The organism is Acidobacteriota bacterium, assembly GCA_028874215.1.
Lineage (GTDB): Bacteria > Acidobacteriota > UBA6911 > RPQK01 > JAJDTT01 > JAJDTT01.
Genome location: JAPPLF010000068.1, coordinates 64,308 through 90,018, shown reverse-complemented (window position 1 = coordinate 90,018; position 25,711 = coordinate 64,308). Strand labels below are relative to the sequence as shown.

The following is a 25,711-nucleotide window of genomic DNA, read 5'->3' as shown; positions in this document are numbered from 1 at the left end:
TCGCGCCGCCAAGCGCAGACCGTCCGCTGGTTCCGGTTCCGGCGTGTCGCCGGGATATGGCTTGGTCCGTCTGAAGGATTTCATCGGGAACCACGAGCTCGTCAGCCGCGTGAAGAGAGCTTCCCTGCCCCAGTCCGCTCTCTTTGCCGGACCCGAAGGAGTCGGCAAGAAGACCCTGGCGCTGGGCCTCGCCGCCCGGACCGACTGTAGAAACCGGTCCGCTGAAGACTTCTGCGGAAACTGCGAATCGTGCGCGAAGGTGGCGGGAGGCAACCATCCGGATATCCGCCTCATCCAGGCCACCGGGGCTTCCATCGGAATCGAGACCGTCCGCCAGTTGACCCGGGAAGCCCGTTTCCGGCCCTTTCAAGGAGCCTTTCGCGTCTTCGTCCTGGACCAGGCGGAAAAGATGACACGGGAAGCCGCCAACTCCATCCTCAAGACGCTTGAAGAACCGGCCGAGACCAGCCGGATCATCCTGACGACGGCCTTTCCCAACCAGCTTCTCCCGACCATTCGATCCCGATGCCAAATCTTCGTTTTCCGGCCTCTGACACGCAACCAGCTCAGAAGTTATCTGGAGATCCGGTACGGAGCCGAAGAGGCCAAGCTGCGGGCGGCATTCGCCGGCGGCAGCATCGGACAAGCGCTGCAGTTGGACCTGGAGCAAGCCCTGCAGGACCGGGACCGGGTTTTGGCCGTGCTCCAGCAATGGCTGTCCAACGCCTCCTTCTCCCGACTCTTCGAGGCCTGCGAGGAAGAGCCCATGCGGCGCGACCTCAAGAGCAGAGAGCGAGTGCGGGAGTATCTGGAAATATTGAGGCACCTGGCTGAAGACCTGTATTTCCTTCGAACCGGGACCGAGTCCAGAATGGTGAACCTGGATCGCCGGGACCGGTTGCTGGAACTGGCGGAAAGCGTCGATCTGGACTGGATTCGGGATCTCCTTTACCATCTCCGGGAGGCGCGCGAGGATCTGGACAGGAACGTGCAGCCCCTCTTCTGCTTCGAGACCCTCTGGTTGAAATTGGCCGGAAGGGCATGACATGTACGAATTGCTCACGTTGAGATTCGGACTCCGGAAGACGATCGGCAGGTTCCTGGCGACGAACATGAGCTTTCGGATTGGAAACCGCTGTGTGGTCTCCACCGAGCGGGGCGTGGAGATGGGGATGGTCCTGGACAGTCGCCAACTCGACAGCAACGGGACCAAGGAAACGACTCTGGGCAAGGCTCTGCGGCGGGCCACGGAACGGGATCTCTACCTGTACGAGAAAAAGAAGGACTGGGAGAATACGGCGTACCGACTTTGCCGCAAGCAGATCAAGGCCCACAAGCTACCCATGAAGCTGTCCGAAGTCGAGTACGTCTTCGACGGAAGCCGCGTCATCATCTACTTCACCGCGAATCGCCGAGTCGACTTTCGACGTCTGGTCAAACAGTTGGCGCGCCGCCTGAGGACCAGAATCGAAATGCGGCAAGTGGGGGCTCGGGATGAGGCCAAGCTCGTCGGCGGACTCGGTTGCTGTGGCCTGGGACAGAATTGCTCGGCCCTGTTCCTGAAGGAACTGAAGTCGGTGAGCGTGCGAACCGTCAAACGTCAGGACTTGAGAATGAGCATGAATCGGCTCTCCGGCATGTGCGGCCGGCTCAAGTGCTGTCTGAACTACGAGGTCGATACCTCCCGCCGAAGTTGCAATCAACGACGGCGACGGCGACGGCGGGGCAAACGGCCGCGGAAGAAATGATCCGGGGAACGGTCTTCTTTGAAATAAGGAGGGGCGAACTACAATCGTCCGTTCTTGCGCCGTCGCTCTGCTGCTCGCGAATCGGCGGTTAGGAAACCGCCGCTCCGGTGTTCGGAAGGGCGATTTCCTAATCGCCCGGCATCGCTCCTGTTCTCCGGCTGCTCGGGAGTCCGGCGGTTGGGAAACCGCGCTGGCTTCCTTTCTTCAGTCGGCCCCGCTACCCAGCTTCTGTTCCAGACGCTTCGCCCGGCGCTCGAATTCGGGAGCCTTCTTGGAATCCGGCGCGGCCTTGAGAAAATCCCGGCAAGCCTGGATCGCCTGGTCGTATCGGGCCATGGTCTCCAGGGTCCGGACCAGTTTCTCGTAACCCCTGGGCCATTCGGGACCGTAGAGAATCGCCTCGCGGTAGCGGACTTCCGCCGCCTTGTAGTTCTCCCGCTTGTAGTAGAAGTTTCCGATCTCCACGGCCTTGCGGGCCTTGTCCGGATCGGGCTCGGGAGGAACCTCCTCCTGCTCCTGCGAGGAGGCATCATCCGCTCGAATCAGGACCGGCTTGCGCCCCAATCTCCGGTCCTGCAGGGGTAGCGTCAATGCAAGTAGAAAAAGGGGGTAGGTGAGGGCCCTCATACTGCCGCAAACTAGTCTATTTGCGGTGTCCCTTCTTGTCAAAAACAGGCATTTGTGCTAGGCTTTTTGAGACAGCGCTTTTAGAGATTCTCCTCTCTCTTATTGGTCCTTTTCATTTCAACCACAATACGAGAGCAAGACTCAGTCCAGGATGAGGTCACCATGGTTAACCGGAAACTGATACGACCCTCGCTTTCGGGACTGCGAGAGCAGAGTTCCAACAAGTACTCCGACGGCCCGAAGCGGCGGGTTCCGCCCGAACAGACCAACGCGGAGCAGTATTACTACCTGAAGCAGATGACGGGGAAAACCCCCATGGTGGTGCGACTCATCGACGGAGAGGAGATCCGGGGAGTCATCGAATGGTACGACCGAAACTGCATCAAGGTGAACCGCGAAACCGAGCCGAATCTCCTGATCCCCAAGAACGTGATCAAGTACATCTTCAAGCAGTATGAAGACAAGCCGGAGCTGGGTCCCAGACGCCGCGTCTGAGTCAGGAGTTCTCAAGTCCCAGATTGTAGGCCCGTCCCAGGGCCTGAAGATTCAGATTCACCAGATCTTCCGTCCTGAATTCCAAACCGGCCTCGAGCGCCCGGGCGAACTCGCCGGCGTCCGCAAACCTGTAGGCGGGCAGGAGATAGCCCTGTGCCAGCAGAAACCAGTGGGCGAGCAGTGAGACTGAGACCTCCGTCCCTTCCCCGAACGGATAGATTTCGTGGAGACGGACCTGGGTCACCGTGACCTGCTGCACGACGTGCATCTCGGCGAAGCCCGGACTGGAGGTCCACTCGAAGAACCGGTCCAGGGCCGGCCCCACCGCCCCCGGTTCGAGCGGTGCGTGAGCGGGAAACAAAGGCTTGGCGGGGACCAGGCGCAGTCCTGCCTTCGTCCCGGGGATGACGGCGTCGCGCAAGGCAATCAGACCTTCGAGATCGGGACCTCTCCCGCCGCGAGCCACCTGCAACAAAAACCGGAATCCACCGCTGACGACCGGCTCCGCCAATCCACCCCGGAAGGCCTCGAACTCCACCAATCCGGGTAGAATCCGCTGCCGGAGCAGTTCGTGGAAATCCGAACTCCCGGCCTCGAAGAGCTCTTTCTTTCGCGCCAGAGCGGCAAACCGGAGAGCCGTCCTCACCGACTTCCCCGGACTCGGGCCAATCCCGCGAGATGGCGAACGGCCAGCATCTGAGGTTTCATGAATCCGGGTGGAGTGACGCCAGCTCAACCATGGTCCGCACTCCGAAGCCGGTGGGACCCTTGTTGGCGCCACCCTCCTGAAACATGTCGACACCGGCTATGTCGATGTGGCACCAGGGCGTATCGCCTACGAACTCCTGGAGGAACTTGGCCGCCGTGACGGCGCCGGCCGCCCGCTTGCCCACGTTTTTGATGTCGGCAATATGACTGTCCAGGAGCGCGCGGTACTCGTCGTCGAGGGGCAGCCGCCAGAACTTCTCCCCGGCCTTGTCCGAGGCCTGGAAAAAGCACTCCGCCAGCCGGTCATCATTGGAAAACAGGCCGGCCCGGACATGTCCCAGGGCGATGACGCAGGCGCCGGTGAGCGTGGCGATGTCCACCATGCAGGCCGGATTCAAACGTCGGGCATAGTGCATGGCATCGGCCAGAATCAGCCGGCCCTCCGCATCCGTGTTGAGAACCTCGATGGTCTTTCCCGACATGGAACGGACCACGTCGCCGGGGCGCTGTGCCCGTCCGCCGGGCATATTCTCGACGGCCGGCAGGATGCCCACCACGTTCTTGCGCAACCGCAACCGGGAGACGGCCTTCATGGCGGCGAGCACGGCGCAGGCTCCCGCCTTGTCCGCCTTCATCTCCTCCATTCCCTGGGAGGTCTTCAGGGAGAGCCCCCCGCTGTCGAAGGTCACCCCCTTGCCGATCAGGACCACCGGCGGCGCGGCGGCGTCCTCGGCGCCGAAATGCTTGAGGACGATCATTCTGGCCGGCTCGTCACTCCCCCTGGCCACGGCCAGGAGCGCCCCCATGCCCTCCTCCTCCATGGCCGGCTCGTCCAGGATCTCGATCTGCAGACCCGACTTCTCGGCGATCGAGCGCGCTTCCTCCGCCAGCCGCGCCGGATTGATCCGATTCCCGGGCTGGTTGACCAGGGAACGGGCCAGATTCGTGGCCTCGCCAAGCACCTGCCCGCGGTTCAAGGCGTCCAGCAACTCAGTCTTGCGCGCTGGATCACCGGAGCAGAAAAGCGCCTGGCCGATCTTGGTCCGGCTTCGGTCCCGGGTCTTGTATTCGTCCGGTCCGTAGCTCCCGATGACCAGTCCCTCGGCACACGCCTGGATCGAGAGGGCGGACTCCGATGCATCCCAGCCTGCGACGGCGATGGATTCGACGTCGGAGCCCCGAAATTTGCGCACCACTTGAACCATGCGGTCGCGGAGCCGGGCGCCGTCGCAATCGCCGCGGCGTCCCGCTCCCAGAAGAACCAGGCGGCTCGCCGAGATGTCCGCGGGCCGGTGAATCACCAGGATGTCACCATCGGCCCCCGTCCACTCTCCACTGGCGGTCAACTGCGCCAGCAGACCATCCATGCGTTCATCCGCCGACTGGTTCAGCCGGCCGGACTCCTCCTCGCGATGGAGTATCAGCACCACGGCATCGCACTCCAGGCGATACCAACTCGAATCGACCACTCCAAGTTCCATGCTCATCGACGTTTCAACTCCTGTGCCATGTCCCGGTCGACGGCGCGGCGCCGGGCCGCCTCCCGTTTGTCGTAGAGACGTTTTCCTCGAGCGACCCCCAGCTCGAGCTTGGCCCTTCCCTTTTCAAAATAGAGCGCCAGCGGGACCAGGGTGAAACCCTTGTGGGCGACGGCGCCCGTCAACCGGTTGATCTCTCTTCGGTGCAGCAACAGCTTCCGGGGCCTCAAGGGTTCGTGATTGGCCAAATTGCCGTGACGGTAGGGTCCGATGTGGCAATTCTCCAACCAGACCTCGCCATCCCTGATCCTGGCATAACTGTCGGCAAGGCTGACCTGATGGTCGCGGATCGCCTTGATCTCGGTCCCCAGCAGCACCATTCCGGCCTGGTACCTCTCCCGGATCTCATAGTTGTGGAAGGCTTTCTTGTTTCTGGTCACCGAACCGCGGTTCACGACTCCTCCAACAGTGCGAACCCGGCAGTCCGCAGCACGTCTTCAAGGGCAGACCCCTAAAGGCTGGACAGGGTCCGGTCCCGGTTCCCGTAGACCAGGCGGTAGTAGCGCCGGTAATCGCCGCTTCGAACCCCGTCCACCCATTGGGGATGATCGCGGTACCACCGCACCGTCTCGTCCAACCCTTCCTCGAAGGAAATCCGCGGAGACCATCCCAACTCCAGCCGCAGACGACTGCTGTCCACGGCGTATCTCCGGTCGTGCGCCGGCCGGTCGGCCACGAAGGAAATCAGGTCTTCAGACTTTCCCAGGATACCAAGGATTCGGCGCGCCACTTCCAGGTTGGTCCGTTCCCCGTGGGCTCCGATGTTGTAGACCGCCCCCTCCCGGCCCGCGAGCAGTATCGCCTCCAGGGCGCGGCAATGGTCCAGGACATGGATCCAGTCCCGGGTATACAGACCGTCTCCGTACAAGGGGAGCGGTTCATCGTCCAGCGCGTTGGAGACCATCAGCGGAATCAGCTTCTCCGGAAATTGATAGGGACCGTAATTGTTCCCGCAACGGGTCGTAACCACGCCCAGGCCGTAAGTGCGGTGGTAGGCCCTGGCCAGCAGGTCGGCGGCCGCTTTGCTGGCGGCATAGGGACTGTTGGGAGCCAGCGGAGAATCCTCGGTGAACTGTCCGCTGCCGGACAGCGAACCGTAAACCTCATCGGTGGACACGTGGATGAAACGGGAGACCCCGTTGCGGCGCGCCGCCTCCAACAGGTTCTGGGTACCCAGAACGTTGGTGCAGACAAACGCGGAAGCATCCAGAATGCTCCGGTCCACGTGGCTCTCGGCGGCGAAATGGACAATGGCGTCGATTCCGGGATCCAGAGCGCCGGCCACCTGCCGCCTGGAGGCAATGTCGCCCCGGATGAAGCGGTAGTCGTCGCCGGCCCCCAGACCGGCCAGGTTCTGGAGATTCCCGGCGTAGGTGAGGAGATCCAAATTGACGACTTGAAAGCCGCGGCGGCTCAGAATGTGGCGGATGAAATTCGAGCCGATGAAGCCTGCTCCACCGGTGACCAACAATTTCATCTGAAGCCACCACTCAAGAAAACCGAATCCCGATCGTGTTTCCGGTCCCGGCGCCGGCCCACGTTTCCCGGGGGTTCATACGGGAGTGCCGCACGGGATGTCAAGGATTGGCGAGCAGCTCGACTTCAAGGGGCGCAGGTGCTCCTGCATCCTCCGCCACCAGGTTCGCGGCGCGCATCAGGGACTCGATGGTTCCCGCGTCCGTCCACCAGCCGTCGATGACATTGCAGGTCAGCTCGTTCGACTCGATGTACCGGTTGTTGACGTCCGTAATCTCCAGCTCTCCCCGGTCGGAAGGCGAGAGGGTGTCAATGATGTCGAAGACCCGGCAGTCGTACATGTACACTCCCGTCACCGCATACGGAGAGGCGGGCCTGGACGGCTTCTCGGTGATGCGTACGACCCGGTCGCCGTTCAACTCCGGCACTCCGAAACGTTGGGGATCGGGCACTTTCTTCAAGAGGATCTTGGCGCCCCGGCCCTGCCGGAGAAAGCTTCGCACGAAGGGCGCGATGGATTTTTCCAGAATGTTGTCGCCCAGCACGACGCAGATCAGGTCGTTCCCGGCGAAATGCCGGGCCAGAGAGAGCGCATCCGCGATCCCCCCTTCTCCCTCCTGGTAGCCGAAGTGGATCTGTCTGAGACCGAACTCCTGGCCGCTGCCCAGCAGGCGGAGAAAGTCACCCGCATTGTTGCCTCCCGTCACCAGCATGATCTCGTCGATGCCGGCTTCGACCAGCATTTCCAGCGGGTAGTAGATCATGGGCTTGTCGTAGACCGGCAACAGGTGCTTGTTGGTCACCTTGGTCAGGGGCCACAACCTGGTGCCGAGTCCACCTGCGAGAATGACTCCTTTCATGGCCTTCCAAATCCCGGCTCATCTTACCAGCCCGCGCCAAATGCCGTCACGGCATACGGCCGCACCCGCGCCGCGGCGGACTGCCCTGCCGCGCGGGAACTTTTCCGCGGCCTGTCAACTCAAGCGTCCCGGCCGCCGCGACTTCGCCAGTTCCAGATAGAGCCGCTCGGTCTCATCCAGCTTCCGTTCCAGGGTGAAATACCCGGCCACCCGCTGACGCCCGGCTTCCCTCATTCGCCGTCTCAACGAGGCGGACGACAGCACCTTGGCCAGCGCCTCGGCCAACTTGTCCGGCCGGCCCGGGGGGACCAGCAGACCCGTGCTTCCATCCACCACCAGCTCGGGAATCCCGCCGACGCGAGTGGCCACGACGGGCAGCGGACGGGCCATTGCGGCGAGAATCGCGGAGCTGAGCCCTTCGGACAGTGATGCCAGACAGAAGACGTCGAATTCCCGCATCATCGCGTCGCTGTCTTTCCGAAAGCCGGTGAACAGGACCCGGTCCGCGACGTTCAGGGCGCGAGCCCGCTCCTCCAGCATCTGCCTGCGCTCCCCGCCGCCGACAAAGACATACGTGACGCCGGGAAACCTCTCCCGCAACCGAGCCGCGGCCTTCAGCACCGTCACGTGCCCCTTCTCGGGACTCAGGTGGGCGACGACCCCGACGACGAGACCCGTTCGCGGCGGCAACACCGACGTGTGTGGGAGCCTGTCCACGGACCGCAGGTCCACCCCCTCGTAAACGACCGAGACCCGCTCGGGCCGGACGCCGTTTTGAACCAGCGTCCGCTGAATGCTCCCGGAGACGGTGACGACCCGGTCGAGGAGCCGGTTGTACTTGATGCGGCTGAACCCGGAGCGCAACGGAAAATTGACCCGGCGGGAAGCGACCAGAACGGAGACTCTGGAGATCAGAGCCGCCAGTTTGCCGGCCAGCACCGGACGGGGCGTATTGTAGTGGAGCAGGTCCACCGTCCCGGATCCCATGATCCGTGTCAGCTTCCAAGCCGCGGCAAGGCTCAGCTCACTCCGCTGGGTAAAGCTGTGGGTGGGGATGCCCGCATCCCGGGCCCGGTTCGCCAGCGGGCTCCCGGCCGGCGCCGCCAGCTCCACAACGTGGCCCCGTTTCCGGATTCCCACCATCAGGCTGAAGAGCTGCTCCTGGCCTCCCCGCCAGAAACTCTCGGTATCCACATATAGGATCCGCAAAGGACGCTTCACGCTATCCGTCACCCGCCCGCTTCGGGTCTCCTGCGGCCAGTTCCCACAGCTTGAGATACTTGAAGAATGTGGACATGGCAGAGAGGAAAGACACGGCCAGCCCGGGAACGCCGTCCTGAAAACCGCGGTGCAGGACGTAATTGCGAAAGAATACCCAAGGGGGGTACAGCAACAGCTTCGCTGGTCCGGCTCGAACGCCGGCATCGAAATAGTCGGCTGCCGCCAGGTTGGTGAACCGCTCCAACTGCCGCAGATACTCGCTCAGGGAAGCGTAGGTGTGGTGGTGCAGATCTCCCGAAAGCCGGCCGGTGGACCCATTGACCCGGAACGACTCATGGACCCGTCCTCCTTCCCACCGTCCCGCGGACCGGCGAAAGAGCCTCATCTGCCAATCGGGATACCAGGTCGTGTGCTCGATCCATCGCCCCAGAAAGAAAGTCTTGCGGGACAGGTAGTAGCCGTCGATTCCGTCATCCTTACCGGACTTCCAATGGAGCACTTCCCGCTGCAGCTCCGGACTCAGAACTTCGTCCGCGTCCAGGCTCAGGATCCAGTCGAAAGAGGCTTGATGCGTCGCGAACTGCTTCTGGTCGCGGTAGCCGGACCACGCGCGTTGGAGAAATCGATCCGTAAAACGGCGGCAAATGGCTTCGGTCCCGTCCGAGCTGAAGGAATCCACAACCACGATCTCGTCGCTCACGTCCTGAAGGCTGCTCAGGGCAGCGTCGATTTTTTCCTCCTCGTTGTAGCTGATGACGACGCCGGAGAGCTTTTTCAAGAGACTCGCCCCATCCCGATCACTTGACCCCCTGACATGGAGTTCAGATCCTCAGATCATACAATCGAACCGGGACGAGACGAACCGGCCTCGACGGCGGGAGCTTTTTCCAGACCCGGATGCTCCGCCCGGACCTCGCTGCTGCCCCGATACACCCGAATCGGCGCGGTCCGATAGAAAGCGCTCAATAACCGGGAGATCTCCACATCGGATCGCCGCGCACGGTCCCGCTCCCGCCGCCGCATCCTCCTCACTTCGGGAATCCGGGAGAGAGCGCCCAGGAAGGAACGGTAAAAGGCGCCATCGAGCACCATGAACCGGGTCAGCAGGAGGCCTGCAAGTCCCACCAGGTGGCGAATCCAGTAACCGGTGGAATGGAGATTGATCCAATGGAACAGGAGCCGGTTCCGCACCGCTACGGTCTGGACCCTTCGAGGCTGGAACCGGCTGCCGATGGTGGCGCTGATCCGGTGATAGGCGACACTGTCCGGTTCGTAGTGGATCTTCCAACCACGCTTCCATCCGCGGTAGGACAGGTCGACGTCCTCCCAGTGAAAGGGAGCGAGGAGGGTGTTGAAGCCTCCCAGCTCCTGGAGCTTCCGGCGGTCGTAGGTAGCGAAACCGCCGACGGCATAAGCCGACAGCCATCGGCGATCCTGCAGCTCGGCGCGGGCGCTGCGCGGGTCGACGTCATAATTCAGATAGACGCTCCAGAACCCTCGCCGGAAACGGCCGAACCGTCCTCCCGCCGTGAACTCGTCTCCGTCCCAGGAGAAAACCCGGGCCGTGACCGCCATCACCTCCGGGTCCTGAAAATGCGGGATCTGGCGCAGCAGGTAATCGGGCTCCACCTTCACGTCGTTGTTCAAGAGCGCCACCAGGGGAAAGCGGGCGTGCTCGAATCCGAGGTTGCAGGCCGGCGCGAATCCGCGATTCGAGGGGGACTCGATGAGCCGGACCTGGGGAAACTCGGCCGGCAGGACTTTCCGTGTCTCGTCTTCACTGCCGTCATCCACGACCAGGATCTCGATCCGGCAATGGCTCTCGCGGCGGTAGAACCCGGCGGCCTCGCACACCGAGGGCAGAGTCTCCCGCAACAGGGCGATTCCGTTCCATGTCGGGATGACGATGCTCACGTCCATGGGGAACTGCCAAGCTATCTCAACAGGGATCTGCCGGACATTTCCTTCGGCTTCGGCAAGTCCAGATATTCGAGCAGCGTGGGGGCGACATCCTCCAGAGCTCCGTCCGGCCTCAATGCCGTCCGGTTCTGAGAATCGACCAGAATGAACGGCACCGGGTGACTGGTGTGCGCCGTGTGGGGCTGACCCGTTTTCGTGTCCACCATAAACTCTGCGTTCCCGTGGTCTGCCGTGACGGCCATGACGCCTCCGGTTTTCCGGATCTTTCGGTAGATTCGGCCCAGGCAGGAGTCGACGGCTTCCACCGCCTGGACGGTCGCCGCCAGGTCTCCCGTGTGTCCCACCATGTCGGCGTTGGCAAAATTGACCACCATGGCGGGAAAGACGCCGTGTTCCAGCTCTTCGAGCAGCCGGTCGGTGATCTCGGCGGCGCTCATCCAGGGTTGGAGATCGTACGTGGCCACCTTCGGAGATGGGATCAGCACCCGGGTCTCGCCGTCCGGAGGCTCCTCCACTCCTCCGTTGAAGAAATAGGTGACGTGGGCGTACTTTTCCGTCTCCGCGAGGCGCAGATTGGAAACGCCATGGGAGCTCAGGAGCTGGGCCAGCGTCTGACGAACCGGAACGTAAGGGAAAGCCGCCGGCAGGGACCAGTCGAGACGATACCGCGTCATGGTGAGAAGGTGTGTCATGGGCCCCCGGTTCCGGGGAAAGGCCTGGAAATCGTCTTCCGTCAGCGCGTGCGTGAGTTGGCGGGCCCGGTCGGCACGGAAGTTGAAGAAAATCGCCGCATGATCGGGATCGATGGGACTCACCGGACGGCCGAGGGAGTCCACAACCGGAAACGGGACCACGAACTCATCGTAGACCCCCTTTCGATAGGACTCCTCTACACCCTGAATCGGATTCCGCCAGCCTCGCCCTCCGCGACCCTCGACCATGCACCGGTAGGCCTTCTCCACCCGTTCCCAACGGTTGTCGCGATCCATGGCGTAGTAGCGGCCGCCGACGGAAGCCAAGGCTCCGGTTCCCAGCCTCCTGGTCTCTGCCCGCAACTGCTCCAGATATTTCACTCCGGCGGTGGGACTCGCGTCCCTCCCGTCCAGGATGGCGTGGATCCACACGTTCTCGACATGCTCGTTCCCGGCCAGCCGCAGCAACGCCAGCAGGTGCCGGATGTGGCTGTGCACACCTCCGTCGGAGACCAGGCCGACCAGGTGGAGCGCCGTGTGGCGAGCCGTTTCCATGACGGATCGCAGGCTCGAGTTGCCGTCGAACCGCCCGGTCCGGATGGCTCGATCGATTCGGGTCAGATCCTGCGGGACAACCCGTCCGGCCCCCAGATTCAAGTGGCCGACTTCGCTGTTGCCCATCTGGCCCGGGGGCAGGCCGACACGCCCGCCGCTGGCCGCCAGGCGGGTCCAGGCGTAGCGCGAGCAGAGCCTCTCCATGGTGGGGAGCCGGGCCTGGGCAATGGCATTCCCTTCCCGGCCGTCTCGCAATCCCCAACCATCCAGGACGGCCAGAAGGACCACGGGGGGTGTCGACATGATTCAGTGCGGCAGATAGAGGGTCAAACGGCGGTTTTTCTCAGGCAAGCTCCTGCCCGGTCAGGGACCGTCGTGCGTGAGTTCAGTGCTGGAGTAGAGGGCTCGGTCGCCCAGTTCCTCCTCGATTCTCAACAACTGATTGTATTTCGCCACCCGGTCGGACCTGCAGGCCGATCCCGCCTTGATCTGTACGGCGTTGGTCGCCACGGACAGGTCCGCTATGAAAGCGTCCTCCGTTTCGCCCGAACGATGCGAGACGATCCAACTGTAACCATTCTCGCGAGCCAGACCGATGGTTTCGAGCGTCTCGGTCAGGGTCCCAATCTGATTCAGCTTGATGAGTATGGAGTTGGCGACGCCGGAATCGATGCCCCGTTGCAACCGGCCCGGATGGGTGACGAACAGATCGTCGCCCACCAGTTGGACCCGGTGCCCCAACTGGCGGGACATCCGAGCCCATCCGTCCCAGTCGTCTTCGGCCAGGCCGTCCTCGATGGAACAGATGGGATAAAGGTCCAGCCAACTGGCGTACATGTCGACGAGTTCCTCCGAACTCATGTAATTGAGGCCCCGCAGAACGTAGTGGCCGTCCCGGTAGAGCTCGCTGGCGGCCACGTCGAGAGCCAGATAGAAGTCCTCTCCGGGACGGTAGCCGGCCCACTCGATGGCTTTCAGGACCAGTTTCACCGCTTCGGCGTTGGATTCCATGTTGGGGGCGAATCCTCCCTCGTCGCCGACGGTGGTGGGGCGCCCGTCCTGCTCCAGGACCCGGCCCAGGTGATGGAACACCTCGGCGCCCATCTGCAGTGCGCGCGAGAAGGAGCCGGCGGACACCGGAACCACCATGAACTCCTGGAAGTCGACGTTCCGGTGACCGTGCACGCCACCGTTGAGGATGTTCATGAGAGGAACCGGCATGCGGCGGGCCCCGGCGCCGCCCAGAAAACGGAAAAGCGAGCAGCCCCGGCTCTGGGCGGCGGCCCGGGCACAGGCCAGGGAGACCGCCAGGATGGCGTTGGCCCCCAGCTTCTCCTTGGACTCGGTTCCGTCCAATTCGATCATCCGGCGGTCCACACGAGCCTGGTCCAGGACCGGCAGCCCTTTGACACCCGGCCCGAGGACGCGCCGGATATTCTCGACGGCCCGGCCGACTCCCTTCCCCAGAAACCGGCCCGGATCCGCGTCCCGCAGTTCTTTGGCTTCGTGAAGACCGGTGGAGGCTCCGGAGGGCACGGCAGCCCTCCCCAGGTGACCGTCCCGGGTCACGACATCGGCTTCGACGGTGGGGTTTCCCCTGGAGTCAAGGACCTCTCTGGCCCGGACCTCTGCGATGGTGGTCATGAGCAATGGTCACACGAACCGGGCGGGCGCTATCTTCGTTCCCTCTGTCTTCGAATCCGCTCCTGAACCCGCTCGACACTCGCCTGGATCTCGCCATCCCGGCTGAGGCTGTGAGCTTTCCTGTAGTGTTCCAGAGCCTCCGAATACTGGTTATTCATTTCGTAGATATAGCCGAGCCGGTTGTGCGTCTCCCAGCGGTCCGGATCGATTTCCTTGCTCTTCACAAAGGCTTCCTGCGCCGCCAGGAGGTGTTCGGAGAAGAGATGAGCGATCCCCAGGTTGAACCAGGCATCCCCGTCTTCCGGTTGCTCCTTCAGGTAGTCGCCCAAGGTGGCGACCGCTTCCGAATAGTTGCCCTGTTCGAGGGACGCAACGCCCCTGTAGTAGACGATGCGCGAGAGGTGGTTGCGGGCTTCGGCGGAATTCGGATCCAGCCCAACGGCCTGTTTCAGGAATCCTTCGGCCAGTGTGTAGCTCTTCATTCTGTAGTGGGCCAATCCGAGCTGGAGGACGTCGTCGAACTGGCCCCTGCGGATGGAGACGGCCCGCTCCAGGTCGGAGATGGCCCGGTCGTACATGGTCAGATTGTAGTAGGCGCTTCCTCGGGTGTGGTGCAGTTGGTAGCGGTCCGCGGGCGACTTGGCGTATGCCTCCGCTCTTTCAAGCGCCGCCGCGGCTTCCTGAAAATTGCCCGTGTTGTAGTAGGCGATCCCCAGTCCCTGATGCGAGGCGTAGACGTCGTCCTTGAGATCCAGCGCTTTCTTGAAGGACTCGATGGCCTTTTCCGCCCGATTGGTCTTCAGATAGGAGATCCCGAGAATCCGGTGCCCGCTCTCATAGTCGGAATGCTCCTCGACGATCGCCTCGAACTCCGCTATGGCCTTGTCGTACTGCCCCTGCTTGTAGAAGGAGATTCCCTTCCCGAAGTCTCCTTGACCCCAGACCGGGGGAGTACCGGGCAGCAGCGCCAGCAATAGCAGTCCGATTCGGCAGCGGCGGCGTCCGGGCGGCATGGTCACCCCTTCAACGGCATCACTCGAAAACACCGAATGCCTTCCAACGCTCGACTTCCGACTCCGTAGGCACCGAGATGTTCTTGACCTCAAGCTGTCTCAAGAGGTCGAAGACATCGATCATGACCCGGTAAGGGACGTGTCCCTGGGTCTGAATGATCACGGGTTTGCTGGGGTTTTGCCCCATTTTCCCCTGCACGTAGCTGGACATGGCCTCCAGAGACATGGGGGTCTTGTCCACCAGGTACTGGGCTTCACCGGTGATCTTGATGTGAACGGCCTCCTCGGGCTGGACGTCCAACCGCGTCGGATCCTCCTTGGGGAAAGCGAACTGAAGCCCCCGGTTGGACGTAAAGACGGCCGTCAGCATGAAGAAGATGATCAACAGAAAGGCGATGTCGGCCATTGAGGAGGTCGGGACCTCAGGGCTGCGCTGGAGGCGGCTTCGAAGTTTCATTCAGCCCGATTCCTTGACCTCGCGCTCCGTCAGAAGTCCGATACGGCGGGCGCCGTTGGTCCGCAACTGTTCCAGGACACCGTCCACCAACTGATACCGGACGCTCCGGTCCGCCTTGATCAGAAACTCCTTCCTGGGCATGACGGCCACCAAGGCCTTCACCACTGCCCCCAACTCGGCGACCGTGGCCAGTGGGAACGCCGCCGTTTCCCCGTCGGTGAAGCTGATCTCGCCCTGGGGCGAGATCGCCACGATGGCGGCATCCTTGGACACTTCGGTCCGAATCTCCGACTCGGGCAGGCTCACCGAGGTCCGTTCCGGAGAAAAGGAAGTCGTCAGCATGAAGAAAATGATGAGCAGAAAGGCAATATCCGCCATGGATGCGGTGGGAATCCTGGGCACCAGCGCTGCGGACTGTTTCCGTCTCAGCTTCATCAGGAATCACTCGGGGCCGCTTCCGTCAGCCGGCCTCTTCCACCCTGCCTCTCCTCCAACTCGTTGAACGTCTCCAGCAGCATGGAGGAACTCGTCTCCATGTCCAGACCAAGGATCGAGACCCGGTTGCTGAAGTAATTGTACGCGGCCTGGACCGGGAGAGCGACGATGAGTCCCGTGGCCGTGGTCACCAGGGCCTCGGCGATGCCTCCCGCCACCGCCTGCGGGTTCCCAAGCCCCACCTCCGCCAACGCCTCAAACGACGCGATCATGCCGGTGACGGTTCCCAGGAATCCGAACAACGGGGCAATATTGGCCACCGTTCCCAGGATCCAGAGTCCCTTTTCCAGATTGGAAACCTCGTGAAGAGCCACGCTCTCCATCGCCTTCTCGATCTCGTAGTGCGGCTTTCCGTACCTGAGCAGACCCGACTTCAGAGTGCTGGCGACGGGGTGGGTATAGGACTCGCAAACCTCCAGGGAGTGGCGAAGGTCCCCGTCCAGCAACGCCTGGCGGACCGACGAGAAGATGTCCGCCGTGGTTCCTTGAACCCGGTAGTACGTGATCATCCGTTCGAAGATGAATATCAACGCGACTATGGAACAGAGAAGGAGGGCGTACATCATGGGACCGCCCTGCTGGAAATAACTCCACAGGGTTCCCCCGATTGCTACTACCACTGTCCTGTCCTCCTATTGTCCGAACAATAAACCGATCTGCTTGAGTAAATTAGACTGCAAAAGTCGGTGGAAGTATCAATTCAGTCCAAAGAGTCCGGTATCCGACCCCGTGGCACTCGTAAGGAAAAATCATGATAGCCCCGCTTCGCCGGGCAAGTCAAACCGGCCCGGAGCCGGAAGCGGCCCCTCCCAACTGGTTTTTCGCGGTAGGAATGTCGTGCTCCGAAGCGGGCAAACTTCCCCCTGGACTCGCTCTTTTCTCTGTCCTGTTTTCTGTTTCCTCAGAACGTCAGGAGGGGATCCTGACCTGCAGGCGTTTCAGTTTGGCATTCAGGGTGGTCGGTTTGACCTTGAGAAGGCTGGCCGCCTTCCTCTGGTTCCAATTGGCCCGTTCCAGCGCCAGCAGAATCAGATTGCGCTCAAATTCAAGCACCAGTTCCCTGAGGGAACCGTTCTGGGATTGCGGCGGGATTCCATCCAGCCGGCCCGAGATCGAATCCAGAATTTCCCGGGGAAGCAGATCCGATCGGACGCTTGCGCTGGTCCCGGAGAGTACCACTGCACGTTCGATGGCGTTCTCCAGTTCCCTGACGTTTCCGGGCCAGTCGTAGTTCATCAAGACCCTGAGCGCGTCCTGGTCGATGGATTTCATCGTCTTCCCGTTCTCGCGGCTGAAGCGGGTCAGGAAGTGGTGGGCCAGCAGAGGGATGTCATCCTTCCGGTCGCGCAACGGCGCCACGTCCAGGGTGATGACCTTGAGGCGGTAGTAGAGGTCCTCTCGGAATCGGCCTTCCCTGACCGCCAGCTTCAAGTCCACGTTGGTGGCGGCCACGATTCTCACGTCGACCTTGGTGTTCCGCACGCCGCCCACGGGACGGAATTCCCTTTCCTGCAGAACCCGCAACAGCTTGGCTTGGGTCTGCACCGGAACGGTATCGATCTCGTCCAGGAAAATCGTGCCCCCATGGGCGATCTCGAACAGCCCCTTCTTGGTGGCCGTGGCGCCGGTAAAAGCTCCCTTCACGTGCCCGAAGAGCTCACTCTCCAAGAGCTCGGAGGGAATCGAGCCGCTGTTGACCGGGACGAAGGCCCGGTCGCGCCGGGGACTCAGATTGTGAACGGCCTTGGCGACCAATTCCTTCCCGGTACCGCTCTCCCCCGTGATCAAAACCGTGCTGCGGCCCGGGCCCACCTGGGTAATGAGTTCCGTGACCCGCCGGATCGGCTCGCTCTTGCCGACGATGTTCTGGAAGTGACCCTGACGGCGATGAAGACTGGACTTGAGCTGGCGATTCTCCAACTCGAGTCGCCGTTGCCGGATGCCGTTCTTGATGACCAGCAGCAACTCTTCGTTGCGAAACGGTTTGGTCACGAAGTCGAACGCTCCCAGCCGGGTCGCCTGCACCGCGTTTTCAATGGACGCATAGGCCGTGACCATGATGACGGCCAGGTCAGGATCCAGCTCCAGGATCTTCTCCAACGTCTCAAGTCCGCCGATGCCGGGAAGCATGAGATCCAGAAGCACCAGATCCACCGGCTCGCGTCGAATCAACTCGACGCCCTCCTCCCCCGAGGAAGCAAGGAGAACCTGGTGACCGCCGCCGGCGACGACTCGCGAGAAGACTTCCCGCATGATCTCTTCGTCGTCGATGATCAGAACCGTGGACCGGGATGTCATTGAACCCTTTTCACGGGCAGATGGACCGTGAACGTGCTTCCCTCGCCCGCCTGGCTTCTCGCCTGAATCCGGCCCTCATGCTCCTGCACGATTCCATAACAGACCGAGAGCCCCAGGCCGGTTCCCTTACCGACGTCCTTGGTGGTGAAGAAGGGGTCGTAGATTCGGTGCAGAACGTCGCCGGGAATGCCCTTTCCACTGTCTTCCACCTCCACCACGAGCCCTGAGTTCCTGTGGGAGGTGCGGACCGTGATGCTCCCTCCGTCCGGCATGGCGTCATTGGCATTCATCAGCAAATTGACGAAAACCTGCTGCAGCTTGCCCTCATGGCCCCGGGTGCGGGGCAGAGCGGGATCGAGGTGGAGACTGACCTCCACCCCCTGGCTCCAGAGTTGATGCTCCAGCAGGGACACCGTCTCCAGCATCAGGGAATTGACGTTGACTTCACGGAATTCGCCGTCCCGGACACGGGCGAAATTGACCAGGTTGTTGACGATCCGCGAGGCTCGAAAGCTCTGTTTTTCGATCTTCTCCAACAGGTCGCGCCGGGAGTCGGAAGCAGGGGTCGAATCCAGCAGCAACTGCGTGTAGCTCGAGATCCCGGCCAGAGGGGTATTGACCTCATGCGCCACACCCGCCGCCAGGAGGCCGATGGAGGTGAGCTTCTCCGCCTGGACCAGTTGATCCTCCAACTGCTGCTTCTCCGTGACGTCGTCGAAGAGCAGCAGAGTTCCGGTAAGGACGTCATCCTGGGCCACGAAGGGCGAGAGATGGACATTCACGAGGCGCTCCTCGCCTGAGGAGGACTTGAGACGCGTCTTGTCCAGGCGTGCCACCTTTGGAATCCGCCAGCGAGAGCTGCCCAGCGCTTCCGTCACGGATCGGAGCAGGTCCGGGGGAAAGACATGGTCGATGCTCCGGCCGACCGCCTGGCTCGCCTCCAGGCCGTAGAACGTCTCCATGAACGAGTTCCAGACTCGGACGGCGCCTTCCGAATCGACCACCACCACTCCCGCGGTGATGCTCTGGATGACGCTTTCGTTGTAGCTCTTGAGTCTTTGGAGTTCGCCCGCCTTGGTTTCCAACGAACGGTAGAGCACGGCGTTGTCCATGGCAGTCGCCGCATAACCGGCCAGCGCCGCCAGCAACTCCAAATCTTCGCTGTTCAAGGCGTCGCCGTTGGCCCGATCCCCCAGTCCCAACTGGCCGATGACGCGGCCATGGGTCTCAAGGGGCTGGAGAGTCCGGATTCCCAAGGCCGCCAGCCGGGTCCGGTGTCCCGCCTCCTCGTCCCTGCCGCCGAAATCCGGCGCCAACCGCTCCGCCCGGCCGTGGCCGCCGCCCCAAGCCGGACCCGGCAGCAGTATCGGACTTTCCTGGTCAACGCCGCCGTTCACGCCGCGGGAGTGGTAAAGGAAGAACCTGCCGGGCCGTTCCGGGGAGCGGAGAAAGACGGCCACGGGACGGACCGTGAAGGTCTGCTCGATCCGGGCGCAAACCCGCTCCGCCAAACGCGGCAGGCTGAACTCCGAGTTCAGGCTCTTGCCGAAATCCGCAAAAGACTGACGGTAATCGTAGGTCTCGGGATAGTAGTAGCGGTCCAACCGCTGCTGAATCTTGTCCTTCACCGGTGCGAACAGGAAAGCCGCCACCAAGGCCGAAACGGCGAACACCGAGAAATCGGAATGGGGAGAGAGTCCGAACAGCGTCCCACCGACCAGCAGGACCACCCCCACGTAAAAGACCAGGAGGACCCAACTGGCCAGGACGTAGGCCGCGCTTTCGCGAAAGATCAACTCAACGTCCATCAACCGGTAGCGGATGATGGCGTAACCGAAACACAAGGGAAGGAGCGCCAGACTCAGGATCGACATCTCCATGACGGGATGTATGGGAAAACCCATGAAATAGGGTCCCGCATACAGAATCAAAAACGGAGCCAGGGCGATGAGGGTCCCATGGGAAACCCACATCATCTGCCTGCGGTGAAGGGGAGTCCGCGCCTGCCGGCCGGACTGGATGAGCAAACCGGCTCCGAGACAGAAGAAGACTCCCAAATGGGACAGGTGAATCTTGTCAAAAAAGTGAGCGACCCCCGGACTTCGCGGCAACCCCAACGGCTGCAGGGATCCCAGGAACCAGGCCACGTGGATCGCCAAAAGCACGAACGCCGGCAGATAGAAGGCAACACCCAGCCTTCCCCGGCGGTCCAGCCATCGTTGGGCCTCGGGAAACGTCGCGCAGAAGTGGAGAAACAAGGGAGGAAGGACCAGCAGCGCCACCGATCCGATCCAATAAACCAGGAGATCGAAGGAATCGCTGCGACCCGAGTACCGGTACAGAAAGAGGCAGAACGAGACCAGGCACAGCACAAAAAAGTGGAGCGCGCCCGCCGACTCGTGCTTGCGCAGGAAAACGAACAATCCGATGGCCAGATGGAGCAGCGCGACAAGCACCAGAAGACCGTCGGTCCGGCCGAGTCCCGGCTCGACCTCCAGTTGAACCTGGTGTTGGCGCCGGTCGCCTCCCGGTGTTTTCTGGACCAGATAGGTCGCCGGCATGCCAATGGAACCGGACCCGGCCAAGACTTCCATCACCTCGACGTAGTCGTCGAGAGACCGGATCTCGATACCCCCCAGTTCCACCAGCCGGTCTCCCGGCTCGATTCCGGCACGCGGGCCACCGGCCCCAGGATCGTGGATCCGGTGGGCGAGGACGTCCCCGCTACTTCCTTCGGTCCAGACGATTCCGTCGGAGACCTCGCCCCAAGTCGACCGGTCCAGAAGATTCAGGACGCCGACATAGACGGCGACGGCAGAGGCCAGGACGACCAGGATAGCCTTCAGTTGGAAGCCACGAAGCATGAACGGCTCCCCTCAGAAACGGCCGTCAACGGAAACGATGCACACGTCTGCGGCGCTTTTCACAGTCCCTCCAACTCCCCATCTGTTACTCGCAAGATCGGTGCCACCTGTCGGTCCGCACCCGAAATGTCTTGGGACGAAGAGGGATACTCGGCCGTGGGAGGAAGCCGGCGCGCCATTGACACGGGTTCAGATCCAATCTCTCGTATGAGATCCAATAAATTAGATAGCCGACATGGGCCCTTGGATCGGAGCTTGCCGGGAGTCCCGCTTCCGACAATGGCGGGGACAGCGGTGGGAAATCAGAACCTGACCGTGACTCCTCCCCGAACGGACCTTGGGTTCTGGGCCAGGACGACGCTTCCACCCGGACCGTTGGAGATCACGCCAAGGTCCTCATTGGTGAGATTGCGGATATCCAGCAGTGCCTCGATCCGACGTCCGTTGAGGAAGTCCAGGCCGAGAAAACTCAAGACGCTGTCGGGAATGGGAATGATCTGGCGAATAAAGAGATTCAGACCCTTGTTGCCGGTCTCGTAGACATCCGAGAGAGCGTTCAACGGGGTCACGGGATCTCCATCCGTCACGAACTTGACCACGGTCGTCAACTCGGTCCGAGTCGTCGGGATGAGCACGCCCAGCTCGGAAGCGACAGCACCGTAGCCTCTTCGTTTCAACAGTGCGCCGACATCCGGCGTTTCCAGCACCAGCGTGTACCCGGCAGGAATCACACTGACGGCCGAGCCGCGGATATAGGAAACACCGGCTCGAACATTGCGGCTGATTCCCTGCCGCAGCGTCAACCGGTTGCCCCAGGTCCGGGCCTGATCATCTGTCAGCCGAACCAGGTCCGGGTCCGGAGAATTCGCGAAAAAGGCCATGAAGGGGACGGTTCCGCCGAAGAACTGGTCCTGGAAGCGGACCAGCTCCAACTCGGTGTCGTCCCAGAGCGTGTAGGACATGCTGCCCTGGAAGTGGCGCGAGGTGCCGAATTCCAATCGGTTGTCGATCCAGGAGATCTTGACGGCATCCGAGAGGCCCAGGGAACGGCCGTCCTCCAGAGTCACGGAATTCTGGTAGAGAGCGGGCCGTTTCGACGCCATGGTGAGGCGCAGACGGGCTCGGGGGACCGGTCGCAGGGTCAACTCGGCACTCGGACTCAGTGTCGAATAGTTGTAGATCGACCGGACCCTGTTCAGCTCCAGCCCCCAGGTCAGGTCCAGCGTGTCGCCCCACGAGAACCGGTCTTCAAAACCCACGCTGAGGATGTTGGTGGTGCCGGCGGCATTGGTGAAATCCAGGTCGCGCCCCAGGGAGCCAGGATTCCCCAACAGGGCCATTCTGGGTTGGTGGACGCCGATCCGGCCGTGGCCCAGGTACAACCTGATCGAGTGCCGCTCGCTCAGCGACTGGTCCATGAACGCCTTGATCCGCCAGAGCGCATCCTCGCCCGAATTCAACTGGCCCGCGAAGATGTAGTCGCGGCCGCCGGGCAGGCTCTGCACCATGGCGAAGTTGGCCGTGGTCGCGCCCGCGGAGTCGTCGGGAAGGCGGAGATAGTCGCCGCCATGGCCGGCATTGGAATAAACCTGGAAAACCGCGCTTTCGAACCAGGGATTGGTCTTTCCTTCCAGCAGTTCGGGAAGATGGCGGAAAATAAGCCGGGGGTCGGCGTTGCGAAACAGCGCCTTGAAGCTGACGTTTCGGCCTCCCAGCCCTTCGACATCCAGCAGATCCTGCAACACCAGGGTCATCACCGCCGTCTGCCCGGGAAGAATCTCCACCGGAGCCGCCTTCCGCACCGCGTACTGACTGCTCTTGACCAGGACTCTGTAGGAACCCGCCCTCATATTCTTGAAGAACAGGCGCCCCGAAGCGTCGCTGCGGGTGAGAACGGGCAGGCCCTCGTCGGAGGAGTCTTCCGTCAGAGTGACCAGAACGTCGGAAACCGGAAGCCCGGATTCGTCTTGCACCAGCCCCAGGAGTTGTCCCCGGGCGGACGCCCGCGCCGATACTCCGGACAGAGCTATGAGGGCACAGACGAGAATCAGACGAACTGAAAAGCGACCTATTGAAGGACAGGCCATAAGTTTTCTTTCAATTGCACATTGTAGGCATCGTCATCACGTTAGTCAATCCGCGGCAAATTCCCGAAACTGCGACTGCTCCCGGACCACCCCTTTTTCTCTCGGTATTTCACCGGGCCGGACCGGCCGTTCAGTCTCGTGCAGGCTCCTTCCCACTCTGGCTCCGAGTGTATACTCCGGCCATGACGCCGGTTTTCAATCCTGATCCCGTCTCATGATCGTTCACGGGGTCCATGCCGTCCGGGAGGCGCTGGCGGCGGAGATTCCCAAGGTCGAGAAGATTCTGATCCGGAGGCGGAGTCTGAATCCAAGGCTGCAGGGAATCGTCCAAGCGGCTCGCCGCCGCGGCATTCCGGTCGAAGTCGAGGCCGTGTCCCGGTCGTCAGCCGCCGGCCGGCGGCAGCGTCACGAGGAGGTCTCGGCCCGGGTTTCCGGGGCTGCGCCGGTCCCTCTCGAGTCGATCCTGCAGCAGAGGCCGAGCTTGCTGCTCGCCGTCGACGGCGTCCAGGACCCCAACAATCTGGGGGCTCTCCTGAGAACCGCGGAGGCCGTCGGCGTCGACGGAGTTCTGATCCCGCGGCGCCGTTCCTGCTCCATTACTTCCGGCGTCGTCAGCGCCAGCGCCGGAGCCGCCCTTCATCTGAAGATCTGCCGTATCTCCAACCTGTCTCGAACCCTGGACCAACTCAAGCAGGCGGGATTCTGGATCGTGGGTCTGGATCCGAAGGGCTCGACCGGCCTGAACCAGATCGACACCACGCTGCGGCTGGTGGTGGTCGTGGGTGGTGAACACCAGGGTCTGCGCCGACTCGTGCGCCGGCAGTGCGACTACCTCGCGGCCCTGCCCATGCAGGGACGGGTCGCATCCCTGAACCTGTCGGTGGCGGCGGGAGTCCTGCTGTACCACATCTCCTTTGGCAGGGCTAAGCAGGCTCCAGAATCAGGTTCCGCCAGCGGTCCACACGACCCTTGAATCCGGGAGGAATCAAAGTGGTGGCGCTGTATTCGCTGATCACGGCGGGCGACTTGAGCCGGGTTCCGGGCCGTAGCCGGTCGCGATCGTAGAAGCGGGTCACACGGCGCTTTCGCCCGAAGAAAACCTTTCTTTTTCCTTGGGCAATGGCCCGGGGCCGCTTCTTCGGAATGGCGGCAGCCTCCGGAAGCGGCAACTCGGAATGGTTGCCGAAGGCCCGGACGCGCAGTGTCACCACCTCCACGGAGAGACCGGGATTGGAGTATCCGTAGAGCCTCTCATGCTTCTTGTGAAAAGCCCGCAACAAGTTGCGTGAGTAGGGGACGTTGATTTCGTAACCCTGTCCCAGGTAGCGAAGGTCCACGCTCCGCTGCACCTCGATCCGCTTCTCCTCAAACCCATCCCGAACCAACTGGCGGCGCGCCCGATCCACCAGGGGCGCCACCCTTTTCCGGAGGCGGCGGGCCACGCTGGCGTTGCTGAAGGTGAGACGGACGGTGCGGGAGAGGTCCCGGACGACCTGCGAGTCCATCATCCCCCAAGCGGAGACCAGACCCGGGCTGGGAGGAACCATGACCCGCGGAATCATCAGAGACCGGGCCAGCTCGCAGGCGTGGAGCCCGCCCGCGCCCCCGTAGCTCACCAGTGTGAAGTCCCGGGTGTCGTAGCCCTTTTCCAGGGAGATCACGCGCAAGGCCGTTTCCATCTGGGTGTTTGCGATCTTGATGATTCCCTCGGAAAGCTCCTCGGGTGACCAGGAATGCTCCTGGAGCCGGTTGGAAAGCTGTTTCAGGTACTTGGGCAACCGGTCTGAATCGAGTCTCATCTCTCCGCCCAGAAAGCGCTCGGCGTCGATTCTGCCCAAAAAGAGGTTGGCGTCGGTCACGGTGATGCTCCGCCCCCTCCCGTAGCAGACGGGACCCGGACGGGACCCTGCGCTTCGGGGACCCACCCGCAGCAGCCCTCCGGAATCGACCCATGCAATGGAGCCTCCGCCCGCGCCGACGGAACGAATGGGAATCGTCTGGACGGGCAGGGGAAGGCGGTCCACCTCGGCCTCTCCCGTGCTGGGGACCCGCTGGTCGCAGAGGCAGACATCCGTGGACGTGCCCCCCATGTCCAAGGTGATGATCCGGCCGTAGCCGGCCTGCCGGGCCAGCTTGAAGGCTCCCACGACTCCTCCGGCCGGTCCCGAAAAGAGGGTTCTCACCGGATCGACGGAAGTCGACGCGAGCGGCACCGTCCCCCCGTTGGACTGCATGACCGAGAGACGGCCCCCCTCCAGCAACGGGCTCGAGCTCAAAGCGTCCAGATAGCGGTCGACCACCGGCGTCAGGTAGGCGTTGATGACCGTCGCCGACGTGCGCTCGTATTCGCGAAACTCGGGCAGGATGCGGCTGGAGAGGCTGACCGGTATTCCGGTGTCCCGCAACGCCTTGCCGACCAGGTCCTCGTGGCGTGGATTGATGTAGCTGTGCAGCAGGACGACCGCGACGGCCTGGGGCGACTTGCGCCGCACCCTTTCCAGGAGCCGATCCAGAGTCTCCCGTTTCAGCGGCTCCAGCCGCGCGCCATCGTGAAGCGTCCGCTCCTGGATTCCGATGCGCCGGCTGCGGGGGACCAGCGGCGCGACCCGGCCGGCGGTCAGATTGTACAGATGCGCCCGGTTCTGGCGGCCGATCTCCAGAATGTCCTGGAAACCCTCGGTCGTCACCAGAAGGATCTTGGCCCCCTTGCGCTCCAGCAAGGCGTTGGTGCCGACGGTGAAGCCGTGTTGAACCAGAGCGGGGGCGTCGCCGAGAATGCGGGCCAACCCCTCCAGGACTGCCTTTTCCGGCGTCGCCGGCGTCGAGGGCAGCTTGAGGGATTCGATCCGGCCTTCGCGGCAGACCACGAAATCGGTGAAGGTGCCGCCGGTGTCGATCCCGACCCGCAGCAGAGACCCGGGATCAGGGAGACCCTTCATCACACGCTGTCCCGTGTTTCTTCCTGCAATCCGATCAATCTGAATCCGGCCCCGCGGCCCGGCGCCCACGCCGT

At 62.5% G+C, this 25,711-nt stretch carries 23 protein-coding genes; 4 read left to right on the top strand and 19 right to left on the bottom strand.

What is annotated here, in order from left to right:
- The first annotated feature begins 61 nt into the window (after window positions 1–61).
- Entirely contained in the window at window positions 62–1,045 is a 984-nt protein-coding gene (holB, locus tag OXT71_13775; GenBank protein ID MDE2927460.1) for a DNA polymerase III subunit delta', read from the top strand.
- A gap of 1 nt (window position 1,046) precedes the next feature.
- Complete coding sequence (ricT, locus tag OXT71_13770) at window positions 1,047–1,748, top strand: regulatory iron-sulfur-containing complex subunit RicT (GenBank protein ID MDE2927459.1); 702 nt, start codon at window positions 1,047–1,049, stop codon at window positions 1,746–1,748.
- 204 nt (window positions 1,749–1,952) lie between these two features.
- Here ricT and OXT71_13765 read toward each other — a convergent pair whose 3' ends face one another.
- Window positions 1,953–2,375, bottom strand: coding sequence for a hypothetical protein (locus OXT71_13765; GenBank protein ID MDE2927458.1), 423 nt, complete (start codon window positions 2,373–2,375; stop codon window positions 1,953–1,955).
- Window positions 2,376–2,537: 162 nt separating this feature from the next.
- Here OXT71_13765 and OXT71_13760 point away from each other — a divergent pair, with 162 nt between their 5' ends.
- Entirely contained in the window at window positions 2,538–2,870 is a 333-nt protein-coding gene (locus tag OXT71_13760) for an RNA chaperone Hfq (protein ID MDE2927457.1), read from the top strand.
- A gap of 1 nt (window position 2,871) precedes the next feature.
- Here the strand turns inward: OXT71_13760 and OXT71_13755 are convergent, their stop codons facing one another.
- From OXT71_13755 to OXT71_13675, 17 genes are all read right to left on the bottom strand, one after another.
- On the bottom strand, window positions 2,872–3,516 hold the full coding sequence (locus tag OXT71_13755) for a hypothetical protein (protein ID MDE2927456.1): 645 nt from the start codon (window positions 3,514–3,516) through the stop codon (window positions 2,872–2,874).
- A 58-nt stretch (window positions 3,517–3,574) separates the two neighbouring features.
- Entirely contained in the window at window positions 3,575–5,065 is a 1,491-nt protein-coding gene (locus OXT71_13750) for a leucyl aminopeptidase (protein ID MDE2927455.1), read from the bottom strand.
- A complete protein-coding gene (gene smpB, locus OXT71_13745; GenBank protein ID MDE2927454.1) occupies window positions 5,062–5,511 on the bottom strand; it encodes an SsrA-binding protein SmpB in 450 nt (149 codons plus the stop codon). Before smpB ends, OXT71_13750 begins: the two co-directional genes overlap by 4 nt.
- 56 nt (window positions 5,512–5,567) lie before the next feature.
- Window positions 5,568–6,593, bottom strand: a complete 1,026-nt coding sequence (gene rfbB, locus OXT71_13740; protein MDE2927453.1) for a dTDP-glucose 4,6-dehydratase — start codon at window positions 6,591–6,593, stop codon at window positions 5,568–5,570.
- Window positions 6,594–6,693: 100 nt separating this feature from the next.
- On the bottom strand, window positions 6,694–7,452 hold the full coding sequence (locus OXT71_13735) for a sugar phosphate nucleotidyltransferase (protein ID MDE2927452.1): 759 nt from the start codon (window positions 7,450–7,452) through the stop codon (window positions 6,694–6,696).
- Between the two features lie 114 nt (window positions 7,453–7,566).
- The gene (locus tag OXT71_13730) at window positions 7,567–8,673 is read right to left on the bottom strand and encodes a glycosyltransferase family 4 protein (protein MDE2927451.1); all 1,107 of its coding nucleotides are present in this window, start codon (window positions 8,671–8,673) and stop codon (window positions 7,567–7,569) included.
- Between the two features lies 1 nt (window position 8,674).
- Window positions 8,675–9,451, bottom strand: coding sequence for a glycosyltransferase family 2 protein (locus tag OXT71_13725; GenBank protein ID MDE2927450.1), 777 nt, complete (start codon window positions 9,449–9,451; stop codon window positions 8,675–8,677).
- Between the two features lie 56 nt (window positions 9,452–9,507).
- Window positions 9,508–10,593, bottom strand: a complete 1,086-nt coding sequence (locus OXT71_13720; GenBank protein ID MDE2927449.1) for a glycosyltransferase family 2 protein — start codon at window positions 10,591–10,593, stop codon at window positions 9,508–9,510.
- 14 nt (window positions 10,594–10,607) lie between these two features.
- Window positions 10,608–12,143, bottom strand: coding sequence for a 2,3-bisphosphoglycerate-independent phosphoglycerate mutase (gpmI, locus tag OXT71_13715; GenBank protein MDE2927448.1), 1,536 nt, complete (start codon window positions 12,141–12,143; stop codon window positions 10,608–10,610).
- Window positions 12,144–12,203: 60 nt separating this feature from the next.
- Entirely contained in the window at window positions 12,204–13,484 is a 1,281-nt protein-coding gene (gene eno / locus OXT71_13710) for a phosphopyruvate hydratase (GenBank protein ID MDE2927447.1), read from the bottom strand.
- Between the two features lie 29 nt (window positions 13,485–13,513).
- On the bottom strand, window positions 13,514–14,530 hold the full coding sequence (locus OXT71_13705; protein ID MDE2927446.1) for a tetratricopeptide repeat protein: 1,017 nt from the start codon (window positions 14,528–14,530) through the stop codon (window positions 13,514–13,516).
- Window positions 14,517–14,954 carry a biopolymer transporter ExbD gene (locus tag OXT71_13700; GenBank protein ID MDE2927445.1) on the bottom strand — a complete coding sequence of 146 codons (438 nt, stop codon included), beginning with the start codon at window positions 14,952–14,954 and terminating at the stop codon, window positions 14,517–14,519. The genes OXT71_13705 and OXT71_13700 overlap by 14 nt, the downstream gene beginning before the upstream one ends.
- On the bottom strand, window positions 14,955–15,389 hold the full coding sequence (locus OXT71_13695; GenBank protein MDE2927444.1) for a biopolymer transporter ExbD: 435 nt from the start codon (window positions 15,387–15,389) through the stop codon (window positions 14,955–14,957).
- Window positions 15,389–16,069 carry a MotA/TolQ/ExbB proton channel family protein gene (locus OXT71_13690; protein ID MDE2927443.1) on the bottom strand — a complete coding sequence of 227 codons (681 nt, stop codon included), beginning with the start codon at window positions 16,067–16,069 and terminating at the stop codon, window positions 15,389–15,391. Before OXT71_13690 ends, OXT71_13695 begins: the two co-directional genes overlap by 1 nt.
- Before the next feature lie 289 nt (window positions 16,070–16,358).
- Window positions 16,359–17,747, bottom strand: a complete 1,389-nt coding sequence (locus OXT71_13685; protein MDE2927442.1) for a sigma-54 dependent transcriptional regulator — start codon at window positions 17,745–17,747, stop codon at window positions 16,359–16,361.
- Entirely contained in the window at window positions 17,744–20,611 is a 2,868-nt protein-coding gene (locus OXT71_13680) for an ATP-binding protein (GenBank protein ID MDE2927441.1), read from the bottom strand. Before OXT71_13680 ends, OXT71_13685 begins: the two co-directional genes overlap by 4 nt.
- 302 nt (window positions 20,612–20,913) lie before the next feature.
- Window positions 20,914–22,584 carry a carboxypeptidase-like regulatory domain-containing protein gene (locus OXT71_13675; protein MDE2927440.1) on the bottom strand — a complete coding sequence of 557 codons (1,671 nt, stop codon included), beginning with the start codon at window positions 22,582–22,584 and terminating at the stop codon, window positions 20,914–20,916.
- A gap of 328 nt (window positions 22,585–22,912) precedes the next feature.
- On the opposite strand from OXT71_13675, the gene rlmB reads away from it, so the two are divergent.
- On the top strand, window positions 22,913–23,671 hold the full coding sequence (gene rlmB, locus OXT71_13670; protein ID MDE2927439.1) for a 23S rRNA (guanosine(2251)-2'-O)-methyltransferase RlmB: 759 nt from the start codon (window positions 22,913–22,915) through the stop codon (window positions 23,669–23,671).
- Here the strand turns inward: rlmB and OXT71_13665 are convergent.
- Window positions 23,622–25,637, bottom strand: a complete 2,016-nt coding sequence (locus OXT71_13665; GenBank protein MDE2927438.1) for a hydantoinase/oxoprolinase family protein — start codon at window positions 25,635–25,637, stop codon at window positions 23,622–23,624. The two genes, rlmB and OXT71_13665, sit on opposite strands and share 50 nt — an antisense overlap.
- Window positions 25,638–25,711 lie beyond the last annotated feature (74 nt).